Origin of the sequence: Flagellimonas rhodophyticola (assembly GCF_049332665.1) — a bacterium.
Lineage (GTDB): Bacteria > Bacteroidota > Bacteroidia > Flavobacteriales > Flavobacteriaceae > Flagellimonas.
This window is the reverse complement of the sequence record NZ_CP186326.1, coordinates 574,642-597,688: the sequence shown is the minus strand read 5'-3', so window position 1 is coordinate 597,688 and position 23,047 is coordinate 574,642. Positions and strand designations below refer to the sequence as shown.

Below are 23,047 nucleotides of genomic sequence, written 5' to 3'. Positions count from 1 at the left end.
AATTTATTTTAAAACTTCTGTTTGATAGAAATTTGTGTATGCTTCCTCTGCCTCTTGAAGAGAGACATAGGGCAATACTGGTTTGGAAAGATTTGCAATATGATTTTTCAAGTCCTCCGACACCTCTTCCGAGGCTAAAATAATGGCATCGGAATAATCGGCGGCAACTTTTAACAAATTATTATAGTCAGGGCTTGAAAGGGAAGAAATACTTTCCTTGTCAATGCCATCAAAAGCAATTTTATCAATCATACCTCCATCAAGCTCTCCATCGTATCCTCTATCATAGATAGATGTTACAATTTTACTATCCACAAACAAAGGTTCATCAGCATAATATTTGCGCAGGTAAAGGGGAAGCAATGATGCCATCCAGCCATGCACATGGATAATATCAGGGGACCAGTTCAGCTTTTTTACAGTTTCAACTACTCCTTTTGCAAAGAAGATAGCTCGCTCATCATTGTCTGGAAACAAATTCCCGTCGGCATCCTCAAATGTGGCCTTCCGCTTAAAATATTCTTCGTTATCAATAAAATAAACCTGAATGCGTTCCCTAGGAATAGAAGCTACTTTAATAATAAGTGGCATATCCATATCATTGATCACCAAGTTCATCCCCGACAATCGAATTACCTCATGCAATTGATGTCTTCTTTCATTGATGTTTCCATATCTTGGCATAAAAATGCGAATCTGGCCACCGTTGCTGTTGACCATTCTAGGTGCTTCGTATGACATTAAGGAAACTGGGTTCTCTGGGAGATAGGGCACTAATTCAGAAGATACAAACAATATCTTTTTACCATTCATAAACACTTTCTTTTGCTTATCTGAAAAACGTAGCTGCAAAAGTACAAAAATTATGCCGATTAGCAGTATTTATAGTATTTTTGCACGCTTTTGAATCGCAGTATGCAAGTATTTCATCAAAAAAAGGATTTAATTTCATTCCTCTCTACCCAAAAAGATAAAAATCAGAGTGTAGGGTTGGTCCCCACTATGGGAGCTTTGCATCAAGGGCATCTTTCACTGGTAAAGTTGGCACTTGAACAAAATGAGGTTGTGGTTGTGAGCATTTTTGTGAATCCCACACAGTTTGATAAAAAGGATGATCTCGAAAAATATCCAAGGAATCTTGATGACGACGTCAAACGTTTAAATAGTGTTTCAAAAAGCATTCTAGTATTTAATCCATCTGCGGATGAAATTTATGATGGCACGGTTAAATCCGAATCCTATGAATTTGACGGATTGGATAAAGTGATGGAAGGAAAATATCGAGAAGGACATTTTGATGGTGTAGGCACAATTGTAGGGCTTTTATTGGGAGCCGTATCACCGGACAGGGTGTATTTTGGGGAGAAAGATTTTCAACAACTTCAAATCGTTAGAAAAATGGTTCAACTAAAGGATTTACCTTATGAAATTGTGCCATGTCCTATAGAACGTGAGCCCCATGGATTGGCCATGAGTTCGCGTAACGAACGGTTGTCTGAAATGACAAGAAAAGAGGCAGGGTTTATTTACAAAATCCTTCAGACTGCCAAAATCAAATTTGGCACGGAAAGTGCTAATGATATAACGGATTGGGCTATTGCCCAATTCACTGAAAAAGAAACATTTGAGTTGGAGTATTTTATGATTTCAGATGAAAAAACCTTATCTCCAATCTCAAGAAAAGACAAGAACAAAAAATATAGAGCGTTTATTGCCGTTTATGCCGAAGGCGTAAGGCTTATAGACAATCTAAGACTGAATTAACTAATTTTGCACCATGCAAGTAGAAGTTGTAAAATCTAAAGTTCACCGAGTAAAGGTCACAGGGGCCGACCTCAATTATATTGGTAGTATTACCATTGATGAAGATTTAATGGATGCGGCAAATATAATCCGAGGTGAAAAAGTACAGATTGTGAACAACAACAACGGAGAGCGTTTGGAAACTTACGCTATTCCTGGACCAAGAGGTTCAGGCGAACTCACCCTAAATGGAGCAGCTGCGCGCAAAGTCGCGGTAGGCGATGTTCTTATTCTTATTACCTATGCATTGATGGATATTGAAGAAGCCAAATCATTCAATCCGGCATTGGTATTCCCAAATGAGGAAACCAATCTTCTAAACTAGTTTTGAGCAGTTCTCTAAAAAAGACACTTAAAATTCTAATCCCAATCCTTATTGGTTTGGGACTTGTTTTTTATTCCTACACTTCAACTACACCCGAAGAAAGGGCTAGAATTCTCGAAGCAATTAAAAATGCAAACCCTCTTTGGGTATTTTTATCCATATTTATTGGCGTACTAAGTCACATTTCGAGAGCTATACGTTGGAATTACCTTTTGGCTCCAATGGGATACAGACCAAAGTTAGTCAACAATGTACTCATTATCCTTACCAGTTATTTTGCAAATACCCTTGTACTGCGATCTGGTGAATTTCTTCGGGCTACTGCATTAAATACCTACGAAGACGTCCCGTTTGAAAAAGGTTTTGGCACCATTGTTACAGAGCGAATTATCGATGTAATAATGCTGTTGCTAATAATAACTGCGGCACTTTTGGTACAAACCGATGTAATATTGGGCATTTTAGAGGAAAATGGAATTGGCCTTGCTGGCTCGCTAATATTACTTCTAGTAGGGGTTTTAGGACTTTTTATCTCCATCCGACTCATTAAAAAGTCGTCCTCCAAACTAGCAGTGAAAATAAAAACCTTTCTAAGTGGCCTTTTGGATGGAGTCCTCAGTATTTTCAAAATGAAGCGAAGAGGAGCTTTTATCTTTCACACTTTCTTTATCTGGGCATGCTATATAGCTATGTTTTGGGTGATAAAATTCACCGTCCCCGAAACCACCGAACTTCCTCTTGGCGCATTTTTGGTAGCATTTGTTGCTGGAGCATTTGCAATGGCCACAACCAACGGTGGCTTGGGACTGTTTCCGATAGTGGTTACAGCAGCATTATCTGTTTACGGTGTTAGTAAAACATCAGGTGATGCTTATGGCTGGATTATGTGGACCGCCCAGACCTTAATGGTGGTTGTTTTTGGGACAATATCCTTTATCATCTTGCCGTTATTGAATAGAAATCGGTAGACCCCGACCACATAAAACTTTACCAAAATGAAAAAATGTCTATTTGTTTTAATAGGCTTACTGTGCTTCAATCTGGGAGCCCAAGTGAAAAAAGAAATCTTCGAGTCCTTTAAGCTTCAAGAAAGAAGGGATGTTTCCTATTATTTTCCTGAAGACTATTCTGAGGATAAAAAATATCCGCTTTTGGTTGTGCTAGATGCAGAATATCTTTTTGATATTGTTGTGGCCAATGCCAAATTTTACAGTAGGCACCATAGAATGCCCGAAGCCATAATTGTTGGTGTTGATCAAGCTGAGAACGATTTGCGATGGGAAGATTGCGACTTTGATCAGACCTCGGGATTACCAACAGAAAAAGGTGCTCTGTTTTATGAATTTTTGGGGACAGAGCTTATACCTTATTTGGAAACACAATATAATGTCGCTCCCTTTAAAATGTTCATAGGATATGACATAACTGCCAATTTTGGAAACTACTTTTTGTTCAAAGACAAATCGTTGTTCAATTCATACCTATCCATATCGCCGGTGCTTGCCACAGAAATGGAAAGCAGGGTGCCTGCAAGGCTGTCAGATTTAGATCAACAAATTTTTTACAATGTGGTGTTGGAAAAAGAACCCACAGAAGAAAGGCAACGAATTCTGCAGATGAATAACGCAATTAAGTCTATCGATAAAGAATCGTTGCATTACTTTTTTGATGAATATAAGGACGCGGATCATGTTTCCATTGCAGCGTATGGAATAAGTAAAGCATTTGACAATGTTTTTAAGATTTTTAGACCGATTACGCCGAAAGAATACAAAACGGAAATTCTTGCTTCGGACGAACCTGTATTTAAATATCTACAAGATCGATACGATATGATTGAGAGTTTGCTTGGTTTTAGAAAACCTGTGGAACTTAATGATATCATGGCAATCTATGCAGCCTCGCTGAAAAAAGAAGATTTTGAATCCCTAAAACCACTTGCTGAGGTTTGTAAAAAGCAGTTCCCCGACACGATGATGGGCTTCTATTTTGAAGGAGAATATTACGAACAGTTGGGAGAACCCAAAAAAGCATTCAAGACTTTCGAAAAGGCATTTCAAATGGAGGAAATCGACTTTCTGACCAAGGATATGGCACTGGAAAAAATCGATGCCCTAAAAGCTGACTTCGGATATTAGATAGTTTGATATTGCATATCTTTAGGCTCTTCTTAAAAAACGAATGGCCAAAACCAAAACTGCTTTTTTTTGTCAAAACTGTGGTTCCCAACATCCGAAATGGATAGGGCAATGTTCTTCGTGCAAACAATGGAATACCATTGTGGAAGAAGTAGTTCAAAAAGAAGAAAAGCGCGATTGGAAAAGTAGTTCCAACGCCCCCAAAAAAGCGTCTGTTCCTCTTCGAGTTTCTGAAATTACCAATGAAAAAGAGCTGCGGTTAGACACAAAAGACCAGGAGTTTAATAGAGTTTTAGGAGGTGGTTTGGTTCCAGGGTCGTTAACGCTATTAGGGGGAGAACCGGGAATAGGAAAAAGCACACTACTATTGCAGATAGCCTTAAAGCTATCTTACAAGACTTTATATGTTTCGGGAGAGGAAAGCCAGAAACAAATTAAGATGCGGGCAGACCGCATTCATCCCGACAGTGAAAACTGCTATATCCTTACCGAAACCAAAACACAAAATATCTTTCAGCAAATTGCAAAGTTGGATCCAGATATTCTTGTGATTGATTCCATCCAAACCTTGCATACTGATTATATCGAATCCGCTGCCGGGAGCATTTCACAAATTCGAGAATGTACAGCTGAACTCATCAAATTTGCTAAACAGAGCCATACTCCGGTAATTCTAGTAGGCCATATTACAAAAGATGGCACAATTGCTGGACCAAAGATTTTGGAGCACATGGTCGATACGGTTTTGCAATTTGAGGGTGATAGGAACTATGTATATAGAATCCTTCGCTCTTTAAAAAATCGTTTCGGTTCTACCGCGGAACTGGGTATTTACGAAATGCAAGGAAGTGGATTGCGTGAAGTAAATAATCCTTCTGAGGTGTTGATTTCCAAAAATCAAGAAGACCTAAGTGGAACCGCAATTGCCGCAACCGTTGAAGGAATGCGCCCATTACTTATTGAAATTCAAGCCTTGGTAAGTACAGCGGTTTATGGTACTCCCCAGCGTTCAGCAACCGGATTCAATGCAAAACGGTTGAACATGCTTTTGGCTGTTTTGGAAAAGAGGGCTGGATTTAAGTTGGGAGCTAAAGATGTTTTTTTAAATATTACCGGAGGTATTTCGGTGGATGACCCTGCAACAGATTTAGCCGTTGTGGCCGCAATTCTTTCTAGCAATGCAGATATCCCGATTGAAAAAGGAGTCTGCTTTGCTGCAGAAATAGGATTGGCCGGAGAAGTGAGGCCTGTTCAACGAGTGGACCAGCGAATTCTTGAGGCTGAAAAATTGGGATTCACTGACATCTATGTTTCTAAAAACAATAAGATTGGTTTAAAAAACACCTCAATCCAAGTGCACTTGGTGTCGAAAATTGAGGATGTGGTTAGCAAGCTTTTTATTTAAACCCTAATCTTCCATTATACCACTTTGAAGATGTTTTGGTAAAAAAGAAAGTGTTTTTTCACGGTTATTCTTATAGGCCAGTTTGTCTTTTGTAGCATCTTTTTGATAGTACAAGTTATCAAGCAAATAGAACATAAGTAACCTGTTATAGTCATCCAAGTTTTCATCGGAAATCATCAAGGGGAGTTCATCTTCAAAAATTACCAAATCCTTGCTTTCGGCTATCGCTCTTCCCATTCTGCCAATACTTCCAAAATAGTGGTTTTCAGCTACGTTTTTACTTCGAAAAGCAGTTCCGAAAATCAATTCAGGAATATTGATATCCAATTCTTCGAGTTCCTTTATATAGGTTTGCCGGCCCTCCCATGCCCAACTACCATCTGAGACCCTACTTACTTTATCGTTCAATACATTCAGGTGTGCCCGAAGAAAAATATCCCAATTCAAGGATTCTCCAGCAAGCTGAGCAATGTTCATGGCATGAATTCTAGGGCTGTTATCCATACTGCATTGTCCTACAACCACCCTGTTCCTCTTAAGTTTAAGTGCTTTTTCAGTTGATAAAAATCTGGTCACATATTGCTCAAATTCGTTACTGGAATTCTTGTTATGAAGAGCCTCGGAATAAGCTTCGTTCAATAACTCATGAAATTTGGCATCCTCGGAAAGTACATTGTCAATAAATTCCTTTTTTGATTTTTCCCAATGCTTAAGGCTGTCAATATTAGCCATCATCTGTTCCCTTGTCCAATTTTCCAAAGGGTACGTAAGTGGTTTTTTCTTTCCGTACCTTGTTTGTATATACTTAACAAACCTATTCTGTTTCGTTTTTGATTTGTCTTTATGTAAAAACCATCTTTTTTTGGACGCCCCTTCATTGAAAATTTGACTGGTGGTATCGATTAAGCATTCAGAATACATGAGCATTCGTGAATACCTTTCAGGTATTGCTCTACTGTAAAAAGGCTTATCCAGGTAGGCTACATCCACGTACTTAGGATTCGAAAAATCCCATATCCAGTTACCGTTTTTGGAACTTTCGAATGATTCCTCCAAGACTTCCAGTCTTCCGCCATCGGGTTGTTGTCGTATTCCAATGGCTTTTTCCCCATCGCGATTGGAATAATACGTTTTTGTCAACAAGAACAATTCGACATTATCAGAAGTACCATATTTCGCAACAAATACATCAAGGGAGATGTTATTCGTCAAATCTGCTTTCAATTTTTTCAGATCGGGTTTGTTTAGGTCGAACACCCTTCCTTTTGTCTGCTCCAGGGATTTGAACTCCTTGGTTAGGTCACATACTCTAAATTCTTCGTTTTTTTCTCCAACCATAGTTTTAAGTTGCTTCATGGCATACGGAGAATAAATCAGTCCATTTTCATATGTTTTGAACTCTTGGGAAAATGTAAAAAAGGAGGATAACAGTAGAACGGTAGAAATAAAATTTCTCATAATGATCGGCTTTATGGTTCAATATTAAATTCAACACAATAATTATTCCAATCAAAATGAGGGAACAGGTCTTTTCAATGAGCGATAAGTCAAAGTATGCTCCTATTTAACTATTTCCAAGGTTGCGTTTTATCAACTATATTTAAAAAAACATCTCCATGAAAAACTTTGCACCTTTTGTTTTTCTGATTTTTCTTCTCTCATCCTGTGGCGAAACCAAAAAAGATACGCTTGTCAAAGAATATCACACCACATGGCAACACTATCTGGGGGACCCAGGAAGATCTCATTATTCGACATTGAATCAAATTGACACTTCAAACATTGAGAAACTTAAACTCCTTTGGACCTATAAAAGCGGAGGTATTGAAGAGGACAGAACTACGCAAATTCAAACAAACCCTTTGATTATAGGAGATGTGCTATATGGCGTAAATGCGGCTATTGAACTATTTGCCCTTAATGCAAGAACAGGTAATGAAATCTGGAAATTTAAGCCTAACGCCTCTGATAATTCAGGACTTGGGTTAAATAGGGGACTGAGTTTTTGGGAATCGGATTCCAATGAAGAAAGTAGATTATTCTTTTCTTCAGGACCGAAGATGTATGCTGTGAATATTGAAACGGGTCAGGTAATTTCTTCCTTCGGAGAAAATGGAAGTATTGACCTAAGAGATGGTTTGGGGAGAGCCCCCGCAAAGCTATCGGTCATGGCCAATACCCCGGGGGCTATTTATAAGAATCTACTCATTATGGGGACCCGTGTTGGCGAAGGACCTGGCTCTTCACCCGGACATATTAGAGCTTATAATGTAGTTACTGGGGCAATAGAATGGATTTTCCACACCATTCCCCAACCAGGTGAATTCGGATATGATACTTGGCCCGAAGAGGTGTATAAAACAGTTGGGGGTTCAAACAGTTGGGCAGGGATTGCATTGGATGAAAAAAATGGGATCGCATATGTTCCAACAGGATCAGCAGCCTTTGATTGGTATGGTGGAGACCGTGAAGGAGAAAATTTATTTTCCAATACGCTATTAGCTCTGGATGCTTCTACTGGGGAACGTATTTGGCATTTTCAAATGGTCCATCATGATACGTGGGATAGAGATTTACCTGCTCCTCCAAATTTATTTGAAATGGAAAGAGGTGGAAAAAAGATTCCGGCGGTTGCCCAAGTTACCAAAAGTGGGCACGTCTTTATTTTTAACAGGTTGACAGGAGAATCACTTTTCCCAATCGAAGAAAGGGAATATCCTGCCTCTAAACTTGAAGGCGAGATAACACATAGAACACAACCTTTACCTTTGAAACCGAAACCTTTTGCGCGGCAAATCTTAAGAAAGGAGGATTTATACGAGCCAGAAAGGGCAGCTTTTGTTGATGATTTTGTGGACAAGGATCAAAACATTGACCCTCCTTCGGTATTACAAAAGTTTGAACAAATTACCTCAAACGGACAGTTCATTCCTATTGACACCACAGGGGTTATTTTATATCCAGGGGCAGATGGCGGAGCAGAGTGGGGTGGCGCTGCCCTAGACCCAAACAATGGAGTAATGTATGTGAATTCAAATGAGATGGCTTGGATTGTGCGGATGTCGAAGGTTGGCGGTAAAAACGGAGATGGGACTAACTTCGGAACAACTTCTGCAAAAATTCATTGTGCGCGTTGTCATGGCGGTGAGTTCCAAGGGTTAGGAGCCATTCCGAATCTTCAAAACTTAGAGGAAAAATTTTCAAAGGACTCCATTTCAAGTATCATAAAAAATGGAAAAGGGGCTATGCCTGGGATGCCCAACCTATCTGATAAGGAAATATCAGGAATTGCCAGTTTCCTTTTGGGCATTGAGGGAGAGACCGATCATCGCGCGGAAAAAACCGAGATTGAAGTCCCATATGCGGTGGGTGGATTTGGACGGTTTAAAGATGACCGTGGTTTTCCTGTGGTAAAGCCGCCCTGGGGAACACTTAATGCGATTGATTTGAATACAGGCGAATATCTTTGGAAAGTTCCACTTGGACATGAGGATGCATTGAATGACCCTGAAGTTCAGGTTTCAGGCACCGAAAATTATGGAGGTCCGGTAATTACAGCTGGGGGATTACTGTTTATAGCGGCTACTAAAGATGAAAAAATCCGTGCATTCAATATGAAAACCGGTGAAATGTTATGGGAGGATAAACTACCGGCTGGGGGCTATGCCACTCCAGCCACATATGAAGTTGACGGCAAACAATATTTGGTCATTGCATGCGGGGGCGGTAAAATGGGCACTCCATCTGGTGATGAATATAGGGTGTATGCTTTAGAGTAAACTCAAGGAGCTGGATTAGGAATAGAGTTGTGAATATCTTCAATCCCTTTTAATACTTCATCGGAAAGCTCTATATCTATGCTGCCTATATTTTCCTCTAACTGCTCCATAGTTGTTGCACCTATGATATTGCTGGTTATAAATGGTCTCGTGTTTATAAATGCCAATGCCATTTGTGCTAAACTCATACCATGCGAGCTTGCCAATTCACTATATTTTTGAGTTGCTGCTGTTGCTGTCTCTCCACTATAGCGATCATAATGTGGAAACAAGGATAATCTGGCCTTTCTTGGTGCAATGGCATCCAGATATTTTCCGCTTAAAACACCAAAAGCAAGTGGAGAATAGGCTAAAAGGCCAATATCTTCTCGCATTGAAATTTCGGAAAGCCCAACCTCGAACAAGCGATTCAATAAACTATAGGGATTCTGAATGGTAAGCATTCTTGGTAAACTTTGGTGCACCTTGCTTTCTTCCAAATAGCGCATGGCTCCCCAAGGTGTTTCATTGGAAAGTCCAACATGTCTGATCTTTCCTTCTGAAATCAAATCCCTTAAGGTTTCCAATACCTGGTGTATGTTATCTTCCCAAGGATCAATGGAATGGGCATTGAATCCTCTTTGTCCAAAATAGTTGGTATTACGCTCAGGCCAATGCAACTGGTACAAATCAATATAATCGGTTTGTAAGCGCTTTAAACTACCTTCCACAGCACTAACAATGGAGTCCTTACTAAATCCAGTTGTTCGAATGTATTTAGCGAAATCAGCTCTACCTGCAATCTTTGTGGCGAGCACAACTTTGTCGCGATTTCCAGTTTTTTTGAACCAATTACCTATGATTTCTTCGGTTACAGCATAAATCTCCTTCTTGGGAGGTATGGGGTATAGTTCAGCCGTATCAAAAAAGTTTACACCTTGGTCAAGTGCATAGTCCATTTGCTTATGACCTTCCTCTTCGGTATTCTGTCTACCCCAGGTCATAGTACCCAAGCAGATTTTACTGACCTTGATATTGGTGTGCGGCAGTCTGGTATATTTCATCTAGGTATTAACTTTGAACTGGCAAAAATACTCAATCCTTATGTCGGTCTGTTAAAGGAATTGTTATTTTTCTATCTCTAGAAGAACAGGACAATGGTCGCTATGCTTGGCATCGGCAAGAATTACAGAACGTTTTAATCTATCTTTTAAAGAATCATTGACCATACCGTAATCTAATCGCCATCCTTTATTGTTTGCTCGTGAATTGGCACGGTAACTCCACCAGGTATAATTATGCGGGTCTTTGTTGAAGTGTCTAAAACTATCTATAAAACCACTTTTAATAAAATTACCGATCCACTCGCGTTCTACAGGTAAAAAACCCGAGACATTTTTGTTACGAACAGGATCGTGGATATCAATTGCCTCGTGACAAATGTTATAATCCCCACAAACAATGAGGTTCGGTCTTTCTTTTCGAAGTTCATCGGCATACTTCTGAAAATCCGCCATATACTTCAGCTTGTGCTCCAAACGAGCAATGTTTGTTCCTGATGGGAGATACATGCTCATGACTGAAACATCTCCATAATCTGCTCGTATGTTTCGCCCTTCAAAATCCATATAGTCGATGCCTGTTCCATATTCTATATGGTCAGGCTGTTGCTTACAGAGTAAAGCCACACCGCTGTAACCCTTTTTTTGAGCACTGAACCAATAGTGGTGCTTATACCCAGCTGCTTCAAACAAAGAAACATCAACTTGTTCTTTCATAGCTTTAGTTTCTTGGATACAAACCACATCTGGATCTACAGCCGTAAGCCACTCAATAAAACCTTTATTTAGGGCAGCTCGAATACCGTTTACATTATAGGTAACAATTTTCATTTTATTGCTTTTGACTAAAGTATGGAAACTCTTCAATCTTTAAAAAATAAGTTCTCAAATCATCTCATATAAAAATCTTATTTTCGACTTACTTTAAGATGCAAGCACTTTTATTAATAGATATACAAAAGGGAATTCAAGAAACTGGGTATTACGGTGACGAGCGTAACAATCCTGGAGCGGAAGAAAATTGCACCAAAATCTTGACGGCTTTCCGCCTAAAGAATTGGCCCGTATATCATGTACAACATTGTTCAACCAACTTGGAATCACCTTTGCATCCAACGAAACCTACTCATGATTTTTATCCGGGAATTGCTCCAAGAAATGGTGAGCCGATCATTCAAAAAAATGTAAACAGCGCATTTATTGGGACCAACTTAAAGGAACAACTTGAACATAATCGCATTACAAATGTTGTCATTGTTGGCCTAACCACAGAGCATTGCATCTCAACATCCACTCGAATGGCCGCTAATTTAGGTTTTATAGTTACCCTGATTTCCGATGCGACCGCAGCTTTCAATAAAACGGGTATTGACGGACAGAAAATAGAAGCGGAACTGGTGCATACGATTGAACTAGCCAATCTTAAGGACGAGTTTGCCACTATAAAAGATACTGCCTCCTTATTACAACAGCTTCAGGATTAGTTCTTATTTTTATAGGATATTCTGTTACGTATCAAAACAACCTATGCTACGCACTATTGTAACCCTAGTTTTTTGTCTTGCACTTAATATCCTCCCATGTTTATCTCAAGAAAAACCCTTACGGGTAGGTGTTGCTGGGCTTACCCACACCCATGTCCACTGGATTTTGGGAAGAGAAGATATAGGGGATATTGAAATTGTAGGTATTGTTGAACCAAATCGTGAATTGGCACAGCGATATTCAGAGCAACATGGGTTTTCCATGGATTTGGTCTTCAATACATTGGAAGAAATGATCTATGCAACCAAGCCCGAGGCGGTGACAGCTTTTGGAACCATTTATGATCATTTGGAAGTTGTAGAGACCTGTGCACCTTTAGGTGTTCATGTAATGGTTGAAAAGCCATTGGCAGTAAGTTTGGATCACGCCAAACAAATGGCTGCACTTGCTAGAAAACATGACATCCATTTATTGACCAATTACGAAACTACATGGTACCCTACAAACCATATGGCCAAACAATTTTTGAATCATGGTAAAATAGGTAGACTCAGAAAGGTGATTGTTCGAGATGGACATAAAGGTCCCGTAAAAATAGGTGTCAATAGAGAGTTTTTAGACTGGTTGCAAGACCCTGAGGCAAATGGTGGCGGGGCTATTACCGATTTTGGTTGTTATGGAGCTAACTTGACCACATGGCTCATGAATGGGAAACGGCCTAATTCGGTTACTGCAATTACCCAACAATTTCAGCCTCTGAACAACCCAAAAGTGGATGACGAGGCCACTATAATCCTGACTTATGATAATACCCAAGCCATTATCCAAGCCTCTTGGAATTGGCCCATTGGTCGCAAGGACATGGAACTGTATGGATTGACAGGTGCCCTTTACGCTGACAATAGAAATGAGCTACGCCTTCGGATAGCCGAGGGCTATGACGGTTATCATGAAGAAAAATTCACGTTAAAAGAAAGACCATCTCCGCATAACGATCCCTTTAGCATGATGGCCGCAGTTATAAAGAATAAAATTCGGCTTCGGCCCTATAGTCTTACATCTTTGGAGAACAATTTGGTGGTCATGGAAATCTTAGACGCAGCAAGGGAGAGTGCCAAACATGGTAAAACAATTACCTTGACAAAATAATTTCATCAATTAATCTCAACTGCTACAAAATCAATGGCATTTTCAAAAGCTCCCTACATCTGTGTTTTCTTATTTGTTACAGTTTCATTTTTTGCTCAGGAAGTGCATAAAGATTCAGTAAACCAATTGGATGAAATCATCCTGATTGAAGATATTACTGTGAGAAATGCCACAGGAATTACACCTTATGCTATTGTAAATGAACAAACCTTCGAAAAGTTTAATCCGATTGACATTTCTTCAGCAGTAAATCAGATTCCTGGTGTTTATGTACTTTCAGGTGCACTCAACACTAACCGAATTACCATCCGTGGGATTGGAGCGCGTACACCTTTCGGAACTGATAAGCTTCGTATGTATTTCAATGGAATTCCCGTAACTAATGGAACAGGGTCTTCGACCATAGAAGCTTTTGATATGGAAAATCTAGGTAAGATTGAAGTCATAAAAGGCCCAAAAGGCACCTCATTTGGCACCAACCTGGGAGGAGCTCTTCTTTTGGACACCAAAAGTCCCGAAGCAAATGAAACTAGATTAACCAATGCGTTCACTTTGGGGTCATATAATATGCTAAAGGAAAATCTATCCTTTCAACACTCCGAAGCAAATTTCAATCTCACTTTTAGCTACAACCATTTTGAAACTGATGGTTACCGGCAGAACAATCGTTTTGATCGAGATGGTTTCTTGCTGAATACCAATGTTACATTGGGTAAAAAAAGTGATTTAGGTCTATTAGTGAATTATATTGATTATACGGCACAGATTCCTAGTTCATTGAACCAGACCGACTTTGACGAAGACCCAACACGAGCTGCGGGCAATTGGTTGGCCGCTCAAGGTTTCGAAGCCAACAAATATGTGCTTGCCGGGTTGTACCATACGTATGAGTTTGACCACACCTTCAAAAACACCACAAGTATTTTTTACACCTATCTGGATCATTATGAACCTCGTCCTTTCAATATTTTGGATGAGTTCACTAATGGATATGGTTTTCGAAGTCAATTTAAAGGCATTACAGGAACTACAGAGTATACTTTCGGAGGAGAACTGTACAAAGATGAATACCATTGGGGTACCTTCCAGAATCTTTTTAGAGATAACAACGGCAATGGTAGTTTGCAAGGTGACCGCATAAGTGATAATAGCGAATTTCGAAGACAATTTAATTTGTTCGGAACACTAACGCAGACTTTTACATCACGTTTTTCTGCCCAGATAGGACTTAACCTGAACAAGACCAATTACAATTTTCGGGATTTATTCAATCAAGGAGATGCAAACACTTCTGCCAACCGAAATTTTGATGCCATTTTGCTACCCAGCTTCGGATTGCAATATCTCTTCGTGGGAGGAAAACTGTTTGCCAATGTAAGTCGAGGATTTTCCAACCCAAGTTTAGAGGAAACTTTAACGCCTGATGGGATAATCAATCCTGATATTGCCCAAGAAACAGGAACTAATTACGAACTAGGGGGAAACATTAACCTATTCAAGGGACATTTATTTTTGGATGGGTCGCTTTACAGAATGAACATTAATAATCTATTGGTAGCCCAACGCGTTGGCGAGGACCAATTTATCGGTAGAAATGCCGGAGAAACCCGACACCAAGGCTTGGAACTAAGCATTAGGTCTTGGCTCTCACTTGGCAAAGACTTAAAGATGTATCCTTATCTAAATTATACCTTGAGCGACCATAGTTTTGTGGATTTTGTAGATGAGGACGATGATTTTTCAGGCAATCCACTCACTGGAGTGCCCAAAAATCGAATTAGTTCTGGGTTGGATGTAAAACACACTAATGGATTGCAGCTAAATTTAATTCACCAGTTTGTGGATGAAATCCCGCTCACGGATGCTAATAGCCTAAACAGCGAATCTTTTAATGTGTTCAATGCCAAATTAGGTTATAGGACGGAAATTTCTAACCATTTTTCGTTGGGATTGAATATAGGGGTGAATAATGTATTCGACACTAGATATGCCCAAAGTGTCTTAATCAATGCGGTTGGTTTTGGAGGTGCATTGCCCCGATACTTTTATCCGGGGAACGACAGAAATTTTTACGGAGGTCTTAAGATAGGGTATCTCTTTTAGTCTTTCTGTATATCCGATAACAATCCCTTCTCGATTAAAGGTATTCTAAACCTTTCCACCTCAGCATCGCGGTGCTCCTTGGCAAAAATTTCGGCTGCTTTTGCTATAATTTCAGGGTTTTGATCCGCAATATTATTGAGTTCTTCAGGATCTTGAACAAGATTATAAAGTTCCAGGGTTGGCTCTTCTGTCGGATTCTTAAGATTTTGCCTGACTACCTTCCAGTCGCCCATTCGAATGGCTACTTGTCCTCCATATTCAGGGAACTCCCAATATAGAAAATCATGCTCTGTCTGACCTTCTTGACCTAATAGTGTGGGCAAAAAACTGATGCCATCAGTCTTTATCGGATTTTCTAAATTGATAATATCAAATAATGTAGCCATTATATCATAATGTGCGGATATATGGCCGGTTTTGCTCCCTGCCTTAATATGATTGGGCCAAGAAGCAATCATGGGAACCCTAATACCTCCTTCGTAAACAAAGCCTTTACCTCGTCCTCGCTCTTCACCAAAAATTCCAGAACTATTGAAAAATTCTCCATCTGTGCCGCCAGTAAAAGTTACTCCGTTGTCCGAAGTAAACATTATTAGAGTGTTTTCATAGAGTCCATTATCTTTTAAATAGCTCATTAATTTCCCTACATTTTCATCGAAATATGAGATCATAGCGCCATATCCTGCTTTTGGATTTTGATGCGGAAAATATCCTGCTTGGCCCAAATAGGGTTCTTCATCACCAAATTTTTCCTTATAGTAATCCACCCATTTTTGAGGTGCTTGTATTGCGTTATGTGGAATGGGAGATGCCCAATAAAAAAAGAAGGGATTGTCTTTGTTCTCTGATATGAACCCCATCATTTCATCAAATATCAAATCTGGAGCGTAATCATTTAAATTGAATTTTTGATAATTGGAAGGGTCATACGGGTCAGCTTCTTCGGATAGTTTTGTGTGGGGAGGGATGGTGTCATTGTTGAGGTGGATCCTATTTTCATTTTTGTACAAGTGAACAGGATAATAGGTATGGGCTTGTCTTTGACAATTGTATCCATAAAAAAAATCGAAGCCCATTTTTGTAGGAATAGAATTCGTATGCGGTGCTCCAAGACCCCATTTACCTGCCATACCTGTGGCGTAACCTTCTTTTTTTAATAACTGCGGAAATAAAACTGTAGAGGTTGGCAGTGGCCGTTGACCTTCCAATGTGGAGTCGAGGATTACTTCGCGGTAATCCCAAACGTTACCACGCTCGTTCCATTCGTCATTCCCTCGTATATAGGAGTGGCCGGCATGCTTACCAGTTAGAAACATATACCGGGCGGGAGCGCAGACAGGTGCGCCTGTATAATGCTGGGTAAATAACATTCCACTTTGTGCCAGGGCATCTATATTGGGAGTTTCAATCTTTTCTTGTCCATAAACACCCAATTCACCATATCCTAGATCATCAGCCAAAATGTAAATGATGTTAGGTTTTTTAATACTAACCGTTTCATTGACGCCTTCTTTGCATCCTCCGAGAGCAAAGAATAACAGCAGTGCGGTTATTTTAAAAGGACATATGGACCTGTAAATTTTTTTCATGCTTCCAATCAGATAAGTTGGATGTGGTTTACATCTTGTTCAAGATAAGGTTTTCTTATATCTCATGTAAAGCATCAACGTTCAAAATAAAATTCAAGATAAATGCAGATTTGTCACTTTCCTCAATATTGATAGGAGAGTTATTTTTTATGCGTTTCAAGAAGTAGACTGTAGTTTTTTCTGTTCCCGAACATCTTTAACCTTAATCCCGACGAACCTTAACAAGCCCTAGGTCAATTTAGTCGTAACTTTAAGTAAATTAACCTACGTAATGAGAATTCTAGAAATCATACTAGTGTGTTTTGCCTTTCAAGCATTTGTTTATGCGGGCTTTCTATTATTTAAAAAAAGCAGGGTAAGAAAAGCAAATACCATCTGGGCAATTTTCCTTTTCCTTTTTGGACTAAACATTTTATACAATGTTTCATTCTGGCTATATGGAGACAACGATACGGTAAGCGCATTAAATATGCTTTATTATGTTCCATTCTCTCTTTATGGACCGCTGTTTTATATGTATGTCAAGACTTTGGTTTCTGAGAAAAGGCCGAAGGCCACAGAAATACTTTTCCACATCACAATTCCGGTTTTGGTATTGTTAAATTTCATTCGTTATTATACACTTTCCGTGGAGATAAAACTGATGATAGAAAAAGGGATGGTTGCTCCCAATAATTACATTTTTATCTCAGCGGACAATGTTTTCTATTTTTTAATAGCATCAACCATTCTTTATGCCTTGGCATCCTATTTCACTAACAAGAACAGATATGCTGATGACAAGGAAATGAAATTATGGTTAAAGCTAATTTCTGTGGGCTTTGGTTTTTTTGCCATTTCTTGGCTCTTCTATTTTACTTTGTTCCAGGCAGGGCTCATAAATCAATCTCAGGATTATTCGATTACCATAATGATGGGGGTGTTTATTGGACTCACTTCCTATTTCGGTTTTTACCACAGTGGTGTTTTCAATGGGAAGGCTTTAAAGAAGATATTCCCAATAATAAAATATCAAAAATCGGGGCTTTCTAAAAGTGTTCTAAACGATTACAAGGTGAAGCTTCTTAATCTTATGGAATCCAAATCTCTTTATTTGGAAAGCGAACTGAAGCTTACCGATTTGGCCTCAATGTTGAATCTTTCCAGGCACAATACTTCGCAGATAATTAACGAATGCTTTCAAATGAGCTTTTATGAGTTTATCAATAAGTACCGAATTGAAGAAGCGGAAAGATTACTTGTTGATGACAAGGAGCACGAAATGAACATTACAGATATTGCATATCAGGTTGGTTTCAACAACCGTATTTCTTTTTACAATGCGTTTAAAAAAAATATCGGGATCACTCCAACCGAGTTTCGAAACCAGAACTTGGCTTCGTAATTTATTCCCTTTCTGATTTAATAGATTGTTAATTCCGACGGATATTTACAAAATCCGCCACCCCATTTATGTATTTTTAACTGTATCAAACTAGTTTATGAGGGTATTGGGCATTGTTTTATTGTGTTTTTCGTTTCAAGCTATTTTGTATGCTGCATTTCTATTTGCGAAAAAAAGCGACAACAGCAAAGCAAATAGAATTTGGGCCATTTTTTTATTATTGTTCGGATTGGACATTATTCATAATGTGCTGTATTGGACCTATAATAACAGCGATATATCAAATGCCATAACTTATATATACCTTATTCTACTTTCATTATATGGTCCTTTGTTCTTTTTATATATAAGGACTTTGGTTCAAGGAAAGAGAATTACCTGGAAAACCATTCTACCACATTTTATTCTGACAGTATTGGTAGTATTGAACTTTGCTCGATATTATATACAGCCAGTTGCAATCAAAAGAAGTATAAATAGCGGTGCGATCAATGTGGGAAACTATGTTTTTGTTCCCTCAAGTACGGTATTTATAATATTGCTGTGTAGTCTTTTCTTCTATACGATTTGGACCTTTAGGATAAATCGTAAAAGCTATATTGAAGATAATGAGATGAAACTATGGCTTAAGTTGACCATCACAACATTTGGTTGCTTTACAGGATCATGGTTTACTTTTTTCGTTTTACTGAAGGCGGGAGTACTCGACTTCACACAAGATTTTGTTATCACCACGGCCATGTGTTTCTTTGTTGGGCTTACATCGTATTTCGGGTTCTACCATGTGAGTATTTTTAATGGAAAACCATTAAAAAGGGTATTTCCGGTGATTAAATATCAGAAATCGGGACTATCTAAGAATGTGCTGAACGACTACAAGGAAAAGCTTGTTAATCTTATGGAAACGGAGGCAATCTATTTGGAAAATGAACTAAAACTTGTTGATTTGGCCAAAATGCTAAATCTTTCTAGACACAACACTTCTCAAATTATTAATGAGTGTTTTCAAATGACCTTTTATGAGTTTGTAAACAAATATAGAATTGAAGAGGCCGAAAGACTTTTGGTAGAGGACAAAAGTCTAGAAATGAACATTACGGACATTGCTTATCAGGCGGGGTTTAATAACCGTATTTCCTTCTACAATGCCTTTAAAAAATATATTGGTAGTACCCCCACTGAGTTTCGAAACCAAAATATGGCTTCTTAAAACTAATTCCCCTCTTATTTTTCGGAGCTAATTCCGACGCAGATTTACAAAACACAGCCACGTAAACATTTATTTTTAGCGGACCCAAACAAATTTAAAGACATACCCATAATGGTGCAGTTGCACCAATTTTGGATGTGTTGAATATGGCACATATACATTTTGTTAAATTATAAATACTGAATTATGGATATAAATATGGTTTTAAAACGAACCGGTAAAACTGTAAGTTGTCTGTTATTGGGCTTACTAACGAACGGGGCTATAATTGGCCAAGACACCTTGGAAGATACTGGTCTATTAGCAACGGAAATAAATAAAACTGCCCCAACCTTGACGGATCATTGGGGGCAATTGGTGGGCAATTGGGATATCGAGGTGGAGATAGTCAACTCTTCAGGTGAGATAACACAAAGTTTCAATGGCGAATGGAATTGGTTTTATGTAATGAACGGAATGGCGATTCAAGATGTCTTTATTTTGCCAAAACGTGAAGACGCCAAAGATCAAAACTCATTTTATGGAATAGGATTACGAATTTACAATGAGAAACTAAATAAATGGCAGACAGCGTACATGGATACCTCAAATAAGCAAATGGATACGGGAGAAGCCATATCAACAAATGAAAAGATTATATTGATTGAAACAAATGAAAAAGACGAAAAAATAAGAATTACCTATTTTGATTTTCAAGACAATACATTTAAGTGGCAACAGGAGGTATTCAACGAGGATAGAAAGGTGTGGCAAATCAACCAGTTGATACACGCTACCAGAAAGAGTTGATGAAATAACAGTTTACTTATAAACATGGAGCACTTAACTATCACTAAACTTAAATAGAATGAAGATTAAACAACTTGCTTATTTGTTTTTGCTAGTAATTTATGCGAATACATTTGGACAAACAGAAACCTCAAAGGAAAAAGAACAATATTTTGATTTTTGGATCGGCAAATGGAATGCTACTTGGGATGAAGGTGATGGTAAACAGGGAAAGGGAATTAATATTGTTACGGTAACCCTCGACGGCAAGTCTATCCATGAGAATTTTGTTGTTACTGAAGGTGCGCAAAAAGGATTTAAGGGAGTAAGTATGTCCATGTACGTTCCTTTTTTAAAAAGATGGAAGCAGTCATGGAATGACAACACTCAAAGTTATTATGACTTTACAGGTGAGTTTGAGGGGGATAGAAGAATTTTTAAAACAGAACCAATCAAAATCAAAGAAAAGGAGGTTATACTCAGGATGGTTTTTCATGACATCAAAAAAGATTCGTTTACATGGGACTGGGAAGCATCCATCGATGCAGGTAAAACTTGGAAGCAGAACTGGCAAATATTTTATACCAGAATACAGGAAGATAAAATAAGCAATTTGTCTCCCGAAAAACCCGATTTCACAAGTTTGATTGGAAATTGGAACTGTATCGTATCAAACTTGGACAAAGACGGTAATTGGAAAGAGGCTAATGCTAAATGGGAATGGAAAACTATTCTGAATGGAAAAGTTATTCAAGATTATTGGGAGTCGCCCACCATGAAAGGAATCAATATAAGAACGTTTAATCCTAAAACCGGAAGCTGGATGAATGCCTGGGTCAACGATCAGAATAATTCAATTTCAGAGATTTGGACGGCCAACACAAAAGATGATGGTACCATTATGATGACGGATGACAAGAAAAGCTTTGAAATACATTTTTATAATATCAAGCAAGACTCATTTGATTGGAAATGGGATGTTCGACAAGAAGATGGAAGTTTAAAAACCATATCCAAGATCAAGGGTACTCGGATATGAACATCCCATTCTTAAAAAGAGATTGAGTATTTACCTTTATAATCTTTCTGCGTATATAAAGATACTCTTAAGATCACTCAACTTAGCCGGTCTGAGTCTTTTGTCCCGAATATATTTTTTAACCGCGGTTCTGGAAGCGCTCGGAAAAATTTTCAAGAAGTCCTTTTTCTTTTTCGGAATAGCTACCAGAGATGCATCACCTTTTAATCCATAGAAAAGGGAAACATCATCGATAAACTTTGCTGGAATAGATTGGGCCAGAGAGTTTGTAGAGGATTTACCTGGAGAGTATTTCTTGCGCTTATTGGAATACAAGACGTAAGTATCCCCTGTAAATTCTTTTATACAATAACTGTCGCCCTGCAACCCATCTGCGCTTACGTATGAAAAATATTGTATCTCTTTGCCCTCAACAACAGTCTTGATTTCATTGGACTGTACCAAAAACTGGAATTGCTCCTCGGACAAATCCGAGTTTTTGATTTCCATTTGGTCTTGAAAGGCATTGTATCTTAAATAGAAGGAACCCAAAAGATCGTTCTTATAATAAAGGTTACCCTTTTTAAAAGTATCAAGATAATATGGAGAGCCTTCTATAGTGGATAAATCAGCATTACTTGATGATTTTTGAGCGTTACTTACAATGGCATTTACAAGAGATTCTCGCATTTGTATGCTTGTAAAATCCTGAAGGTTGTTCGTGCCTACTGCACTTCCAAAGTTCTTTGCTTGTTGGGCAGAACAAGTAAAACTTGCCAAAACAGCGAAGCTAAAGACGGGTAAAAATTTCATTTTCATCATGACATTATTTTTTTAGATTGATAAATAAGGCGCACAGTTTTTGTGCGCCTTATTTATTGTTTACTATAGTTTAGTAAGTTGAAATGATGCTTGAGGCGACCCTGTGCCACAATCGTTTGCTTCATCAGAGGTAAAGTTGATTATAAAGGAACTATCATCCGGATTACTTAGATCATATGTGGTATTCACCGAGGCGGTTCCTGAAGCAATTAAACCAACACAACCGGCTCCAACACTTTGGGCCGGTGTTACAATGATTTCCCCACACACAAACTGGAACTCAAAATCTACCGGACCAAAAGGGCCAAAGGCAGGAAATGTAGGAACATTTCTAATAAGCCGTGTAGTGTTGCCCACGGCATCTATGGTGTAAACTCCATCTTGGTAATCATTTATACCAAAAATACCTGGAGTCAACGTTGTAAGTTGGTATTGTCCTGTAAACAGTTCATCTGAAGGAAGCAAAGCAATCAAGGTAGCTCGGTAAACATATGGTGAGCTAAAAAAATCGCCTCCGCTAATGTTCGGGTTTTGGTCTCCACCCGTAAATGTTTGACCTGTGGTAAGATCCATTTCAAAACGAAGTTCAATTTGATCACCACAATTAAATTCGCCCGCTGACAATCCAAGAGCTCCGGTAAGCTCTCCTAGCGTGGAAGTTACCTCTCTTCTAGGCAAGCCGAAAGGGCCATTAGTAAAGTCAGAAGGAGAAAAGGTTTGTATCTGAACCTCACCAGAATCTGTAGTTCCATTTTCAGGAGTATTGTCAATAAGCTTGGCAAATAGCCGAACCTCCTCCATCAAAGCACCATTTTCTAAATCCTGGGCTTCAATTTCCACTCCCCAAACAGCAGATGGGTCGAGAACATCCATTGCAGGACTTATTACATTTACTGTGCGCAAGATTGCCCCGCGAATCACATCATCTAGTACTTCCCCTGATAGTTTGTCATCCTCGCTGCACGAAAAGAAAAACAGGGCCACTAATAAAAAAGAATATTTATATATGATTTTCATATCGAAATTAGT

At 38.8% G+C, this 23,047-nt stretch carries 20 protein-coding genes; 13 read left to right on the top strand and 7 right to left on the bottom strand.

Going from position 1 to position 23,047, the window contains the following annotated elements:
- Positions 1-3: 3 nt before the first annotated feature.
- Positions 4-813: a glycogen/starch synthase gene (locus ACOKFG_RS02725; RefSeq protein WP_298792661.1), complete on the bottom strand. Its 810-nt coding sequence runs from the start codon at positions 811-813 to the stop codon at positions 4-6.
- Between the two features lie 102 nt (positions 814-915).
- On the opposite strand from ACOKFG_RS02725, the gene panC reads away from it, so the two are divergent.
- The 5 genes from panC to radA are packed head-to-tail and all read left to right on the top strand — an operon-like array spanning position 916 to position 5,671.
- On the top strand, positions 916-1,764 hold the full coding sequence (gene panC, locus ACOKFG_RS02720; RefSeq protein WP_422861810.1) for a pantoate--beta-alanine ligase: 849 nt from the start codon (positions 916-918) through the stop codon (positions 1,762-1,764).
- A 13-nt stretch (positions 1,765-1,777) separates the two neighbouring features.
- A complete protein-coding gene (gene panD / locus ACOKFG_RS02715; RefSeq protein ID WP_298792658.1) occupies positions 1,778-2,128 on the top strand; it encodes an aspartate 1-decarboxylase in 351 nt (116 codons plus the stop codon).
- Positions 2,129-2,130: 2 nt separating this feature from the next.
- Positions 2,131-3,096, top strand: coding sequence for a lysylphosphatidylglycerol synthase transmembrane domain-containing protein (locus ACOKFG_RS02710; protein WP_299170910.1), 966 nt, complete (start codon positions 2,131-2,133; stop codon positions 3,094-3,096).
- A 27-nt stretch (positions 3,097-3,123) separates the two neighbouring features.
- Positions 3,124-4,266, top strand: a complete 1,143-nt coding sequence (locus tag ACOKFG_RS02705) for an alpha/beta hydrolase-fold protein (protein WP_299170908.1) — start codon at positions 3,124-3,126, stop codon at positions 4,264-4,266.
- A gap of 43 nt (positions 4,267-4,309) precedes the next feature.
- Positions 4,310-5,671 (top strand): DNA repair protein RadA, encoded by a 1,362-nt coding sequence (radA, locus tag ACOKFG_RS02700; RefSeq protein WP_298792653.1) that lies wholly within the window; start codon positions 4,310-4,312, stop codon positions 5,669-5,671.
- Between the two features lie 3 nt (positions 5,672-5,674).
- Here the strand turns inward: radA and ACOKFG_RS02695 are convergent, their stop codons facing one another.
- Positions 5,675-7,129, bottom strand: coding sequence for a hypothetical protein (locus ACOKFG_RS02695; protein ID WP_298792652.1), 1,455 nt, complete (start codon positions 7,127-7,129; stop codon positions 5,675-5,677).
- 158 nt (positions 7,130-7,287) lie between these two features.
- Between ACOKFG_RS02695 and ACOKFG_RS02690 the strand changes: the two genes are divergently transcribed.
- Positions 7,288-9,450 carry a PQQ-binding-like beta-propeller repeat protein gene (locus ACOKFG_RS02690; RefSeq protein WP_298792650.1) on the top strand — a complete coding sequence of 721 codons (2,163 nt, stop codon included), beginning with the start codon at positions 7,288-7,290 and terminating at the stop codon, positions 9,448-9,450.
- A 2-nt stretch (positions 9,451-9,452) separates the two neighbouring features.
- Here ACOKFG_RS02690 and ACOKFG_RS02685 read toward each other — a convergent pair whose 3' ends face one another.
- Positions 9,453-10,493: an aldo/keto reductase gene (locus ACOKFG_RS02685; RefSeq protein WP_298792648.1), complete on the bottom strand. Its 1,041-nt coding sequence runs from the start codon at positions 10,491-10,493 to the stop codon at positions 9,453-9,455.
- A 63-nt stretch (positions 10,494-10,556) separates the two neighbouring features.
- Entirely contained in the window at positions 10,557-11,321 is a 765-nt protein-coding gene (locus ACOKFG_RS02680) for an exodeoxyribonuclease III (RefSeq protein WP_298792646.1), read from the bottom strand.
- A gap of 98 nt (positions 11,322-11,419) precedes the next feature.
- Here ACOKFG_RS02680 and ACOKFG_RS02675 point away from each other — a divergent pair, with 98 nt between their 5' ends.
- Genes ACOKFG_RS02675 through ACOKFG_RS02665 form a run of 3 tightly spaced genes read left to right on the top strand, consistent with a single transcriptional unit; the run spans position 11,420 to position 15,227 of the window.
- A complete protein-coding gene (locus tag ACOKFG_RS02675; protein WP_298792645.1) occupies positions 11,420-11,974 on the top strand; it encodes a cysteine hydrolase family protein in 555 nt (184 codons plus the stop codon).
- A gap of 43 nt (positions 11,975-12,017) precedes the next feature.
- Entirely contained in the window at positions 12,018-13,124 is a 1,107-nt protein-coding gene (locus ACOKFG_RS02670) for a Gfo/Idh/MocA family protein (protein ID WP_298792643.1), read from the top strand.
- Positions 13,125-13,157: 33 nt separating this feature from the next.
- Entirely contained in the window at positions 13,158-15,227 is a 2,070-nt protein-coding gene (locus ACOKFG_RS02665) for a TonB-dependent receptor family protein (RefSeq protein ID WP_422861809.1), read from the top strand.
- Here the strand turns inward: ACOKFG_RS02665 and ACOKFG_RS02660 are convergent.
- The gene (locus tag ACOKFG_RS02660) at positions 15,224-16,816 is read right to left on the bottom strand and encodes an arylsulfatase (RefSeq protein WP_422861808.1); all 1,593 of its coding nucleotides are present in this window, start codon (positions 16,814-16,816) and stop codon (positions 15,224-15,226) included. The two genes, ACOKFG_RS02665 and ACOKFG_RS02660, sit on opposite strands and share 4 nt — an antisense overlap.
- A 271-nt stretch (positions 16,817-17,087) precedes the next feature.
- On the opposite strand from ACOKFG_RS02660, the gene ACOKFG_RS02655 reads away from it, so the two are divergent.
- The 4 genes from ACOKFG_RS02655 to ACOKFG_RS02640 all read left to right on the top strand — a co-directional run bounded on the left by ACOKFG_RS02655 (position 17,088) and on the right by ACOKFG_RS02640 (position 21,217).
- Positions 17,088-18,200, top strand: coding sequence for a helix-turn-helix domain-containing protein (locus tag ACOKFG_RS02655; protein ID WP_298792637.1), 1,113 nt, complete (start codon positions 17,088-17,090; stop codon positions 18,198-18,200).
- A 97-nt stretch (positions 18,201-18,297) separates the two neighbouring features.
- Positions 18,298-19,410, top strand: a complete 1,113-nt coding sequence (locus tag ACOKFG_RS02650; RefSeq protein WP_298792636.1) for a helix-turn-helix domain-containing protein — start codon at positions 18,298-18,300, stop codon at positions 19,408-19,410.
- A 186-nt stretch (positions 19,411-19,596) separates the two neighbouring features.
- On the top strand, positions 19,597-20,199 hold the full coding sequence (locus ACOKFG_RS02645) for a hypothetical protein (protein ID WP_422861807.1): 603 nt from the start codon (positions 19,597-19,599) through the stop codon (positions 20,197-20,199).
- A 58-nt stretch (positions 20,200-20,257) separates the two neighbouring features.
- A complete protein-coding gene (locus ACOKFG_RS02640; protein WP_298792633.1) occupies positions 20,258-21,217 on the top strand; it encodes a hypothetical protein in 960 nt (319 codons plus the stop codon).
- Between the two features lie 36 nt (positions 21,218-21,253).
- Here the strand turns inward: ACOKFG_RS02640 and ACOKFG_RS02635 are convergent, their stop codons facing one another.
- Both ACOKFG_RS02635 and ACOKFG_RS02630 read right to left on the bottom strand, forming a co-directional pair.
- Entirely contained in the window at positions 21,254-22,018 is a 765-nt protein-coding gene (locus tag ACOKFG_RS02635; RefSeq protein ID WP_298792631.1) for a hypothetical protein, read from the bottom strand.
- A gap of 63 nt (positions 22,019-22,081) precedes the next feature.
- A complete protein-coding gene (locus ACOKFG_RS02630) occupies positions 22,082-23,035 on the bottom strand; it encodes a hypothetical protein (RefSeq protein WP_298792629.1) in 954 nt (317 codons plus the stop codon).
- Positions 23,036-23,047 lie beyond the last annotated feature (12 nt).

Excerpts from the sequence above, each read along its gene's own strand:
- ACOKFG_RS02725 (WP_298792661.1), bottom strand. The coding sequence starts at position 813 with ATGAATGGTAAAAAGATATTGTTTGTATCTTCTGAATTAGTGCCCTAT.
- panC (WP_422861810.1), top strand. The coding sequence starts at position 916 with ATGCAAGTATTTCATCAAAAAAAGGATTTAATTTCATTCCTCTCTACC.
- panD (WP_298792658.1), top strand. The coding sequence starts at position 1,778 with ATGCAAGTAGAAGTTGTAAAATCTAAAGTTCACCGAGTAAAGGTCACA.
- ACOKFG_RS02705 (WP_299170908.1), top strand. The coding sequence starts at position 3,124 with ATGAAAAAATGTCTATTTGTTTTAATAGGCTTACTGTGCTTCAATCTG.
- radA (WP_298792653.1), top strand. The coding sequence starts at position 4,310 with ATGGCCAAAACCAAAACTGCTTTTTTTTGTCAAAACTGTGGTTCCCAA.
- ACOKFG_RS02695 (WP_298792652.1), bottom strand. The coding sequence starts at position 7,129 with ATGAGAAATTTTATTTCTACCGTTCTACTGTTATCCTCCTTTTTTACA.
- ACOKFG_RS02690 (WP_298792650.1), top strand. The coding sequence starts at position 7,288 with ATGAAAAACTTTGCACCTTTTGTTTTTCTGATTTTTCTTCTCTCATCC.
- ACOKFG_RS02685 (WP_298792648.1), bottom strand. The coding sequence starts at position 10,493 with ATGAAATATACCAGACTGCCGCACACCAATATCAAGGTCAGTAAAATC.
- ACOKFG_RS02680 (WP_298792646.1), bottom strand. The coding sequence starts at position 11,321 with ATGAAAATTGTTACCTATAATGTAAACGGTATTCGAGCTGCCCTAAAT.
- ACOKFG_RS02675 (WP_298792645.1), top strand. The coding sequence starts at position 11,420 with ATGCAAGCACTTTTATTAATAGATATACAAAAGGGAATTCAAGAAACT.
- ACOKFG_RS02670 (WP_298792643.1), top strand. The coding sequence starts at position 12,018 with ATGCTACGCACTATTGTAACCCTAGTTTTTTGTCTTGCACTTAATATC.
- ACOKFG_RS02665 (WP_422861809.1), top strand. The coding sequence starts at position 13,158 with ATGGCATTTTCAAAAGCTCCCTACATCTGTGTTTTCTTATTTGTTACA.
- ACOKFG_RS02660 (WP_422861808.1), bottom strand. The coding sequence starts at position 16,816 with ATGAAAAAAATTTACAGGTCCATATGTCCTTTTAAAATAACCGCACTG.
- ACOKFG_RS02655 (WP_298792637.1), top strand. The coding sequence starts at position 17,088 with ATGAGAATTCTAGAAATCATACTAGTGTGTTTTGCCTTTCAAGCATTT.
- ACOKFG_RS02650 (WP_298792636.1), top strand. The coding sequence starts at position 18,298 with ATGAGGGTATTGGGCATTGTTTTATTGTGTTTTTCGTTTCAAGCTATT.
- ACOKFG_RS02645 (WP_422861807.1), top strand. The coding sequence starts at position 19,597 with ATGGATATAAATATGGTTTTAAAACGAACCGGTAAAACTGTAAGTTGT.
- ACOKFG_RS02640 (WP_298792633.1), top strand. The coding sequence starts at position 20,258 with ATGAAGATTAAACAACTTGCTTATTTGTTTTTGCTAGTAATTTATGCG.
- ACOKFG_RS02635 (WP_298792631.1), bottom strand. The coding sequence starts at position 22,018 with ATGATGAAAATGAAATTTTTACCCGTCTTTAGCTTCGCTGTTTTGGCA.
- ACOKFG_RS02630 (WP_298792629.1), bottom strand. The coding sequence starts at position 23,035 with ATGAAAATCATATATAAATATTCTTTTTTATTAGTGGCCCTGTTTTTC.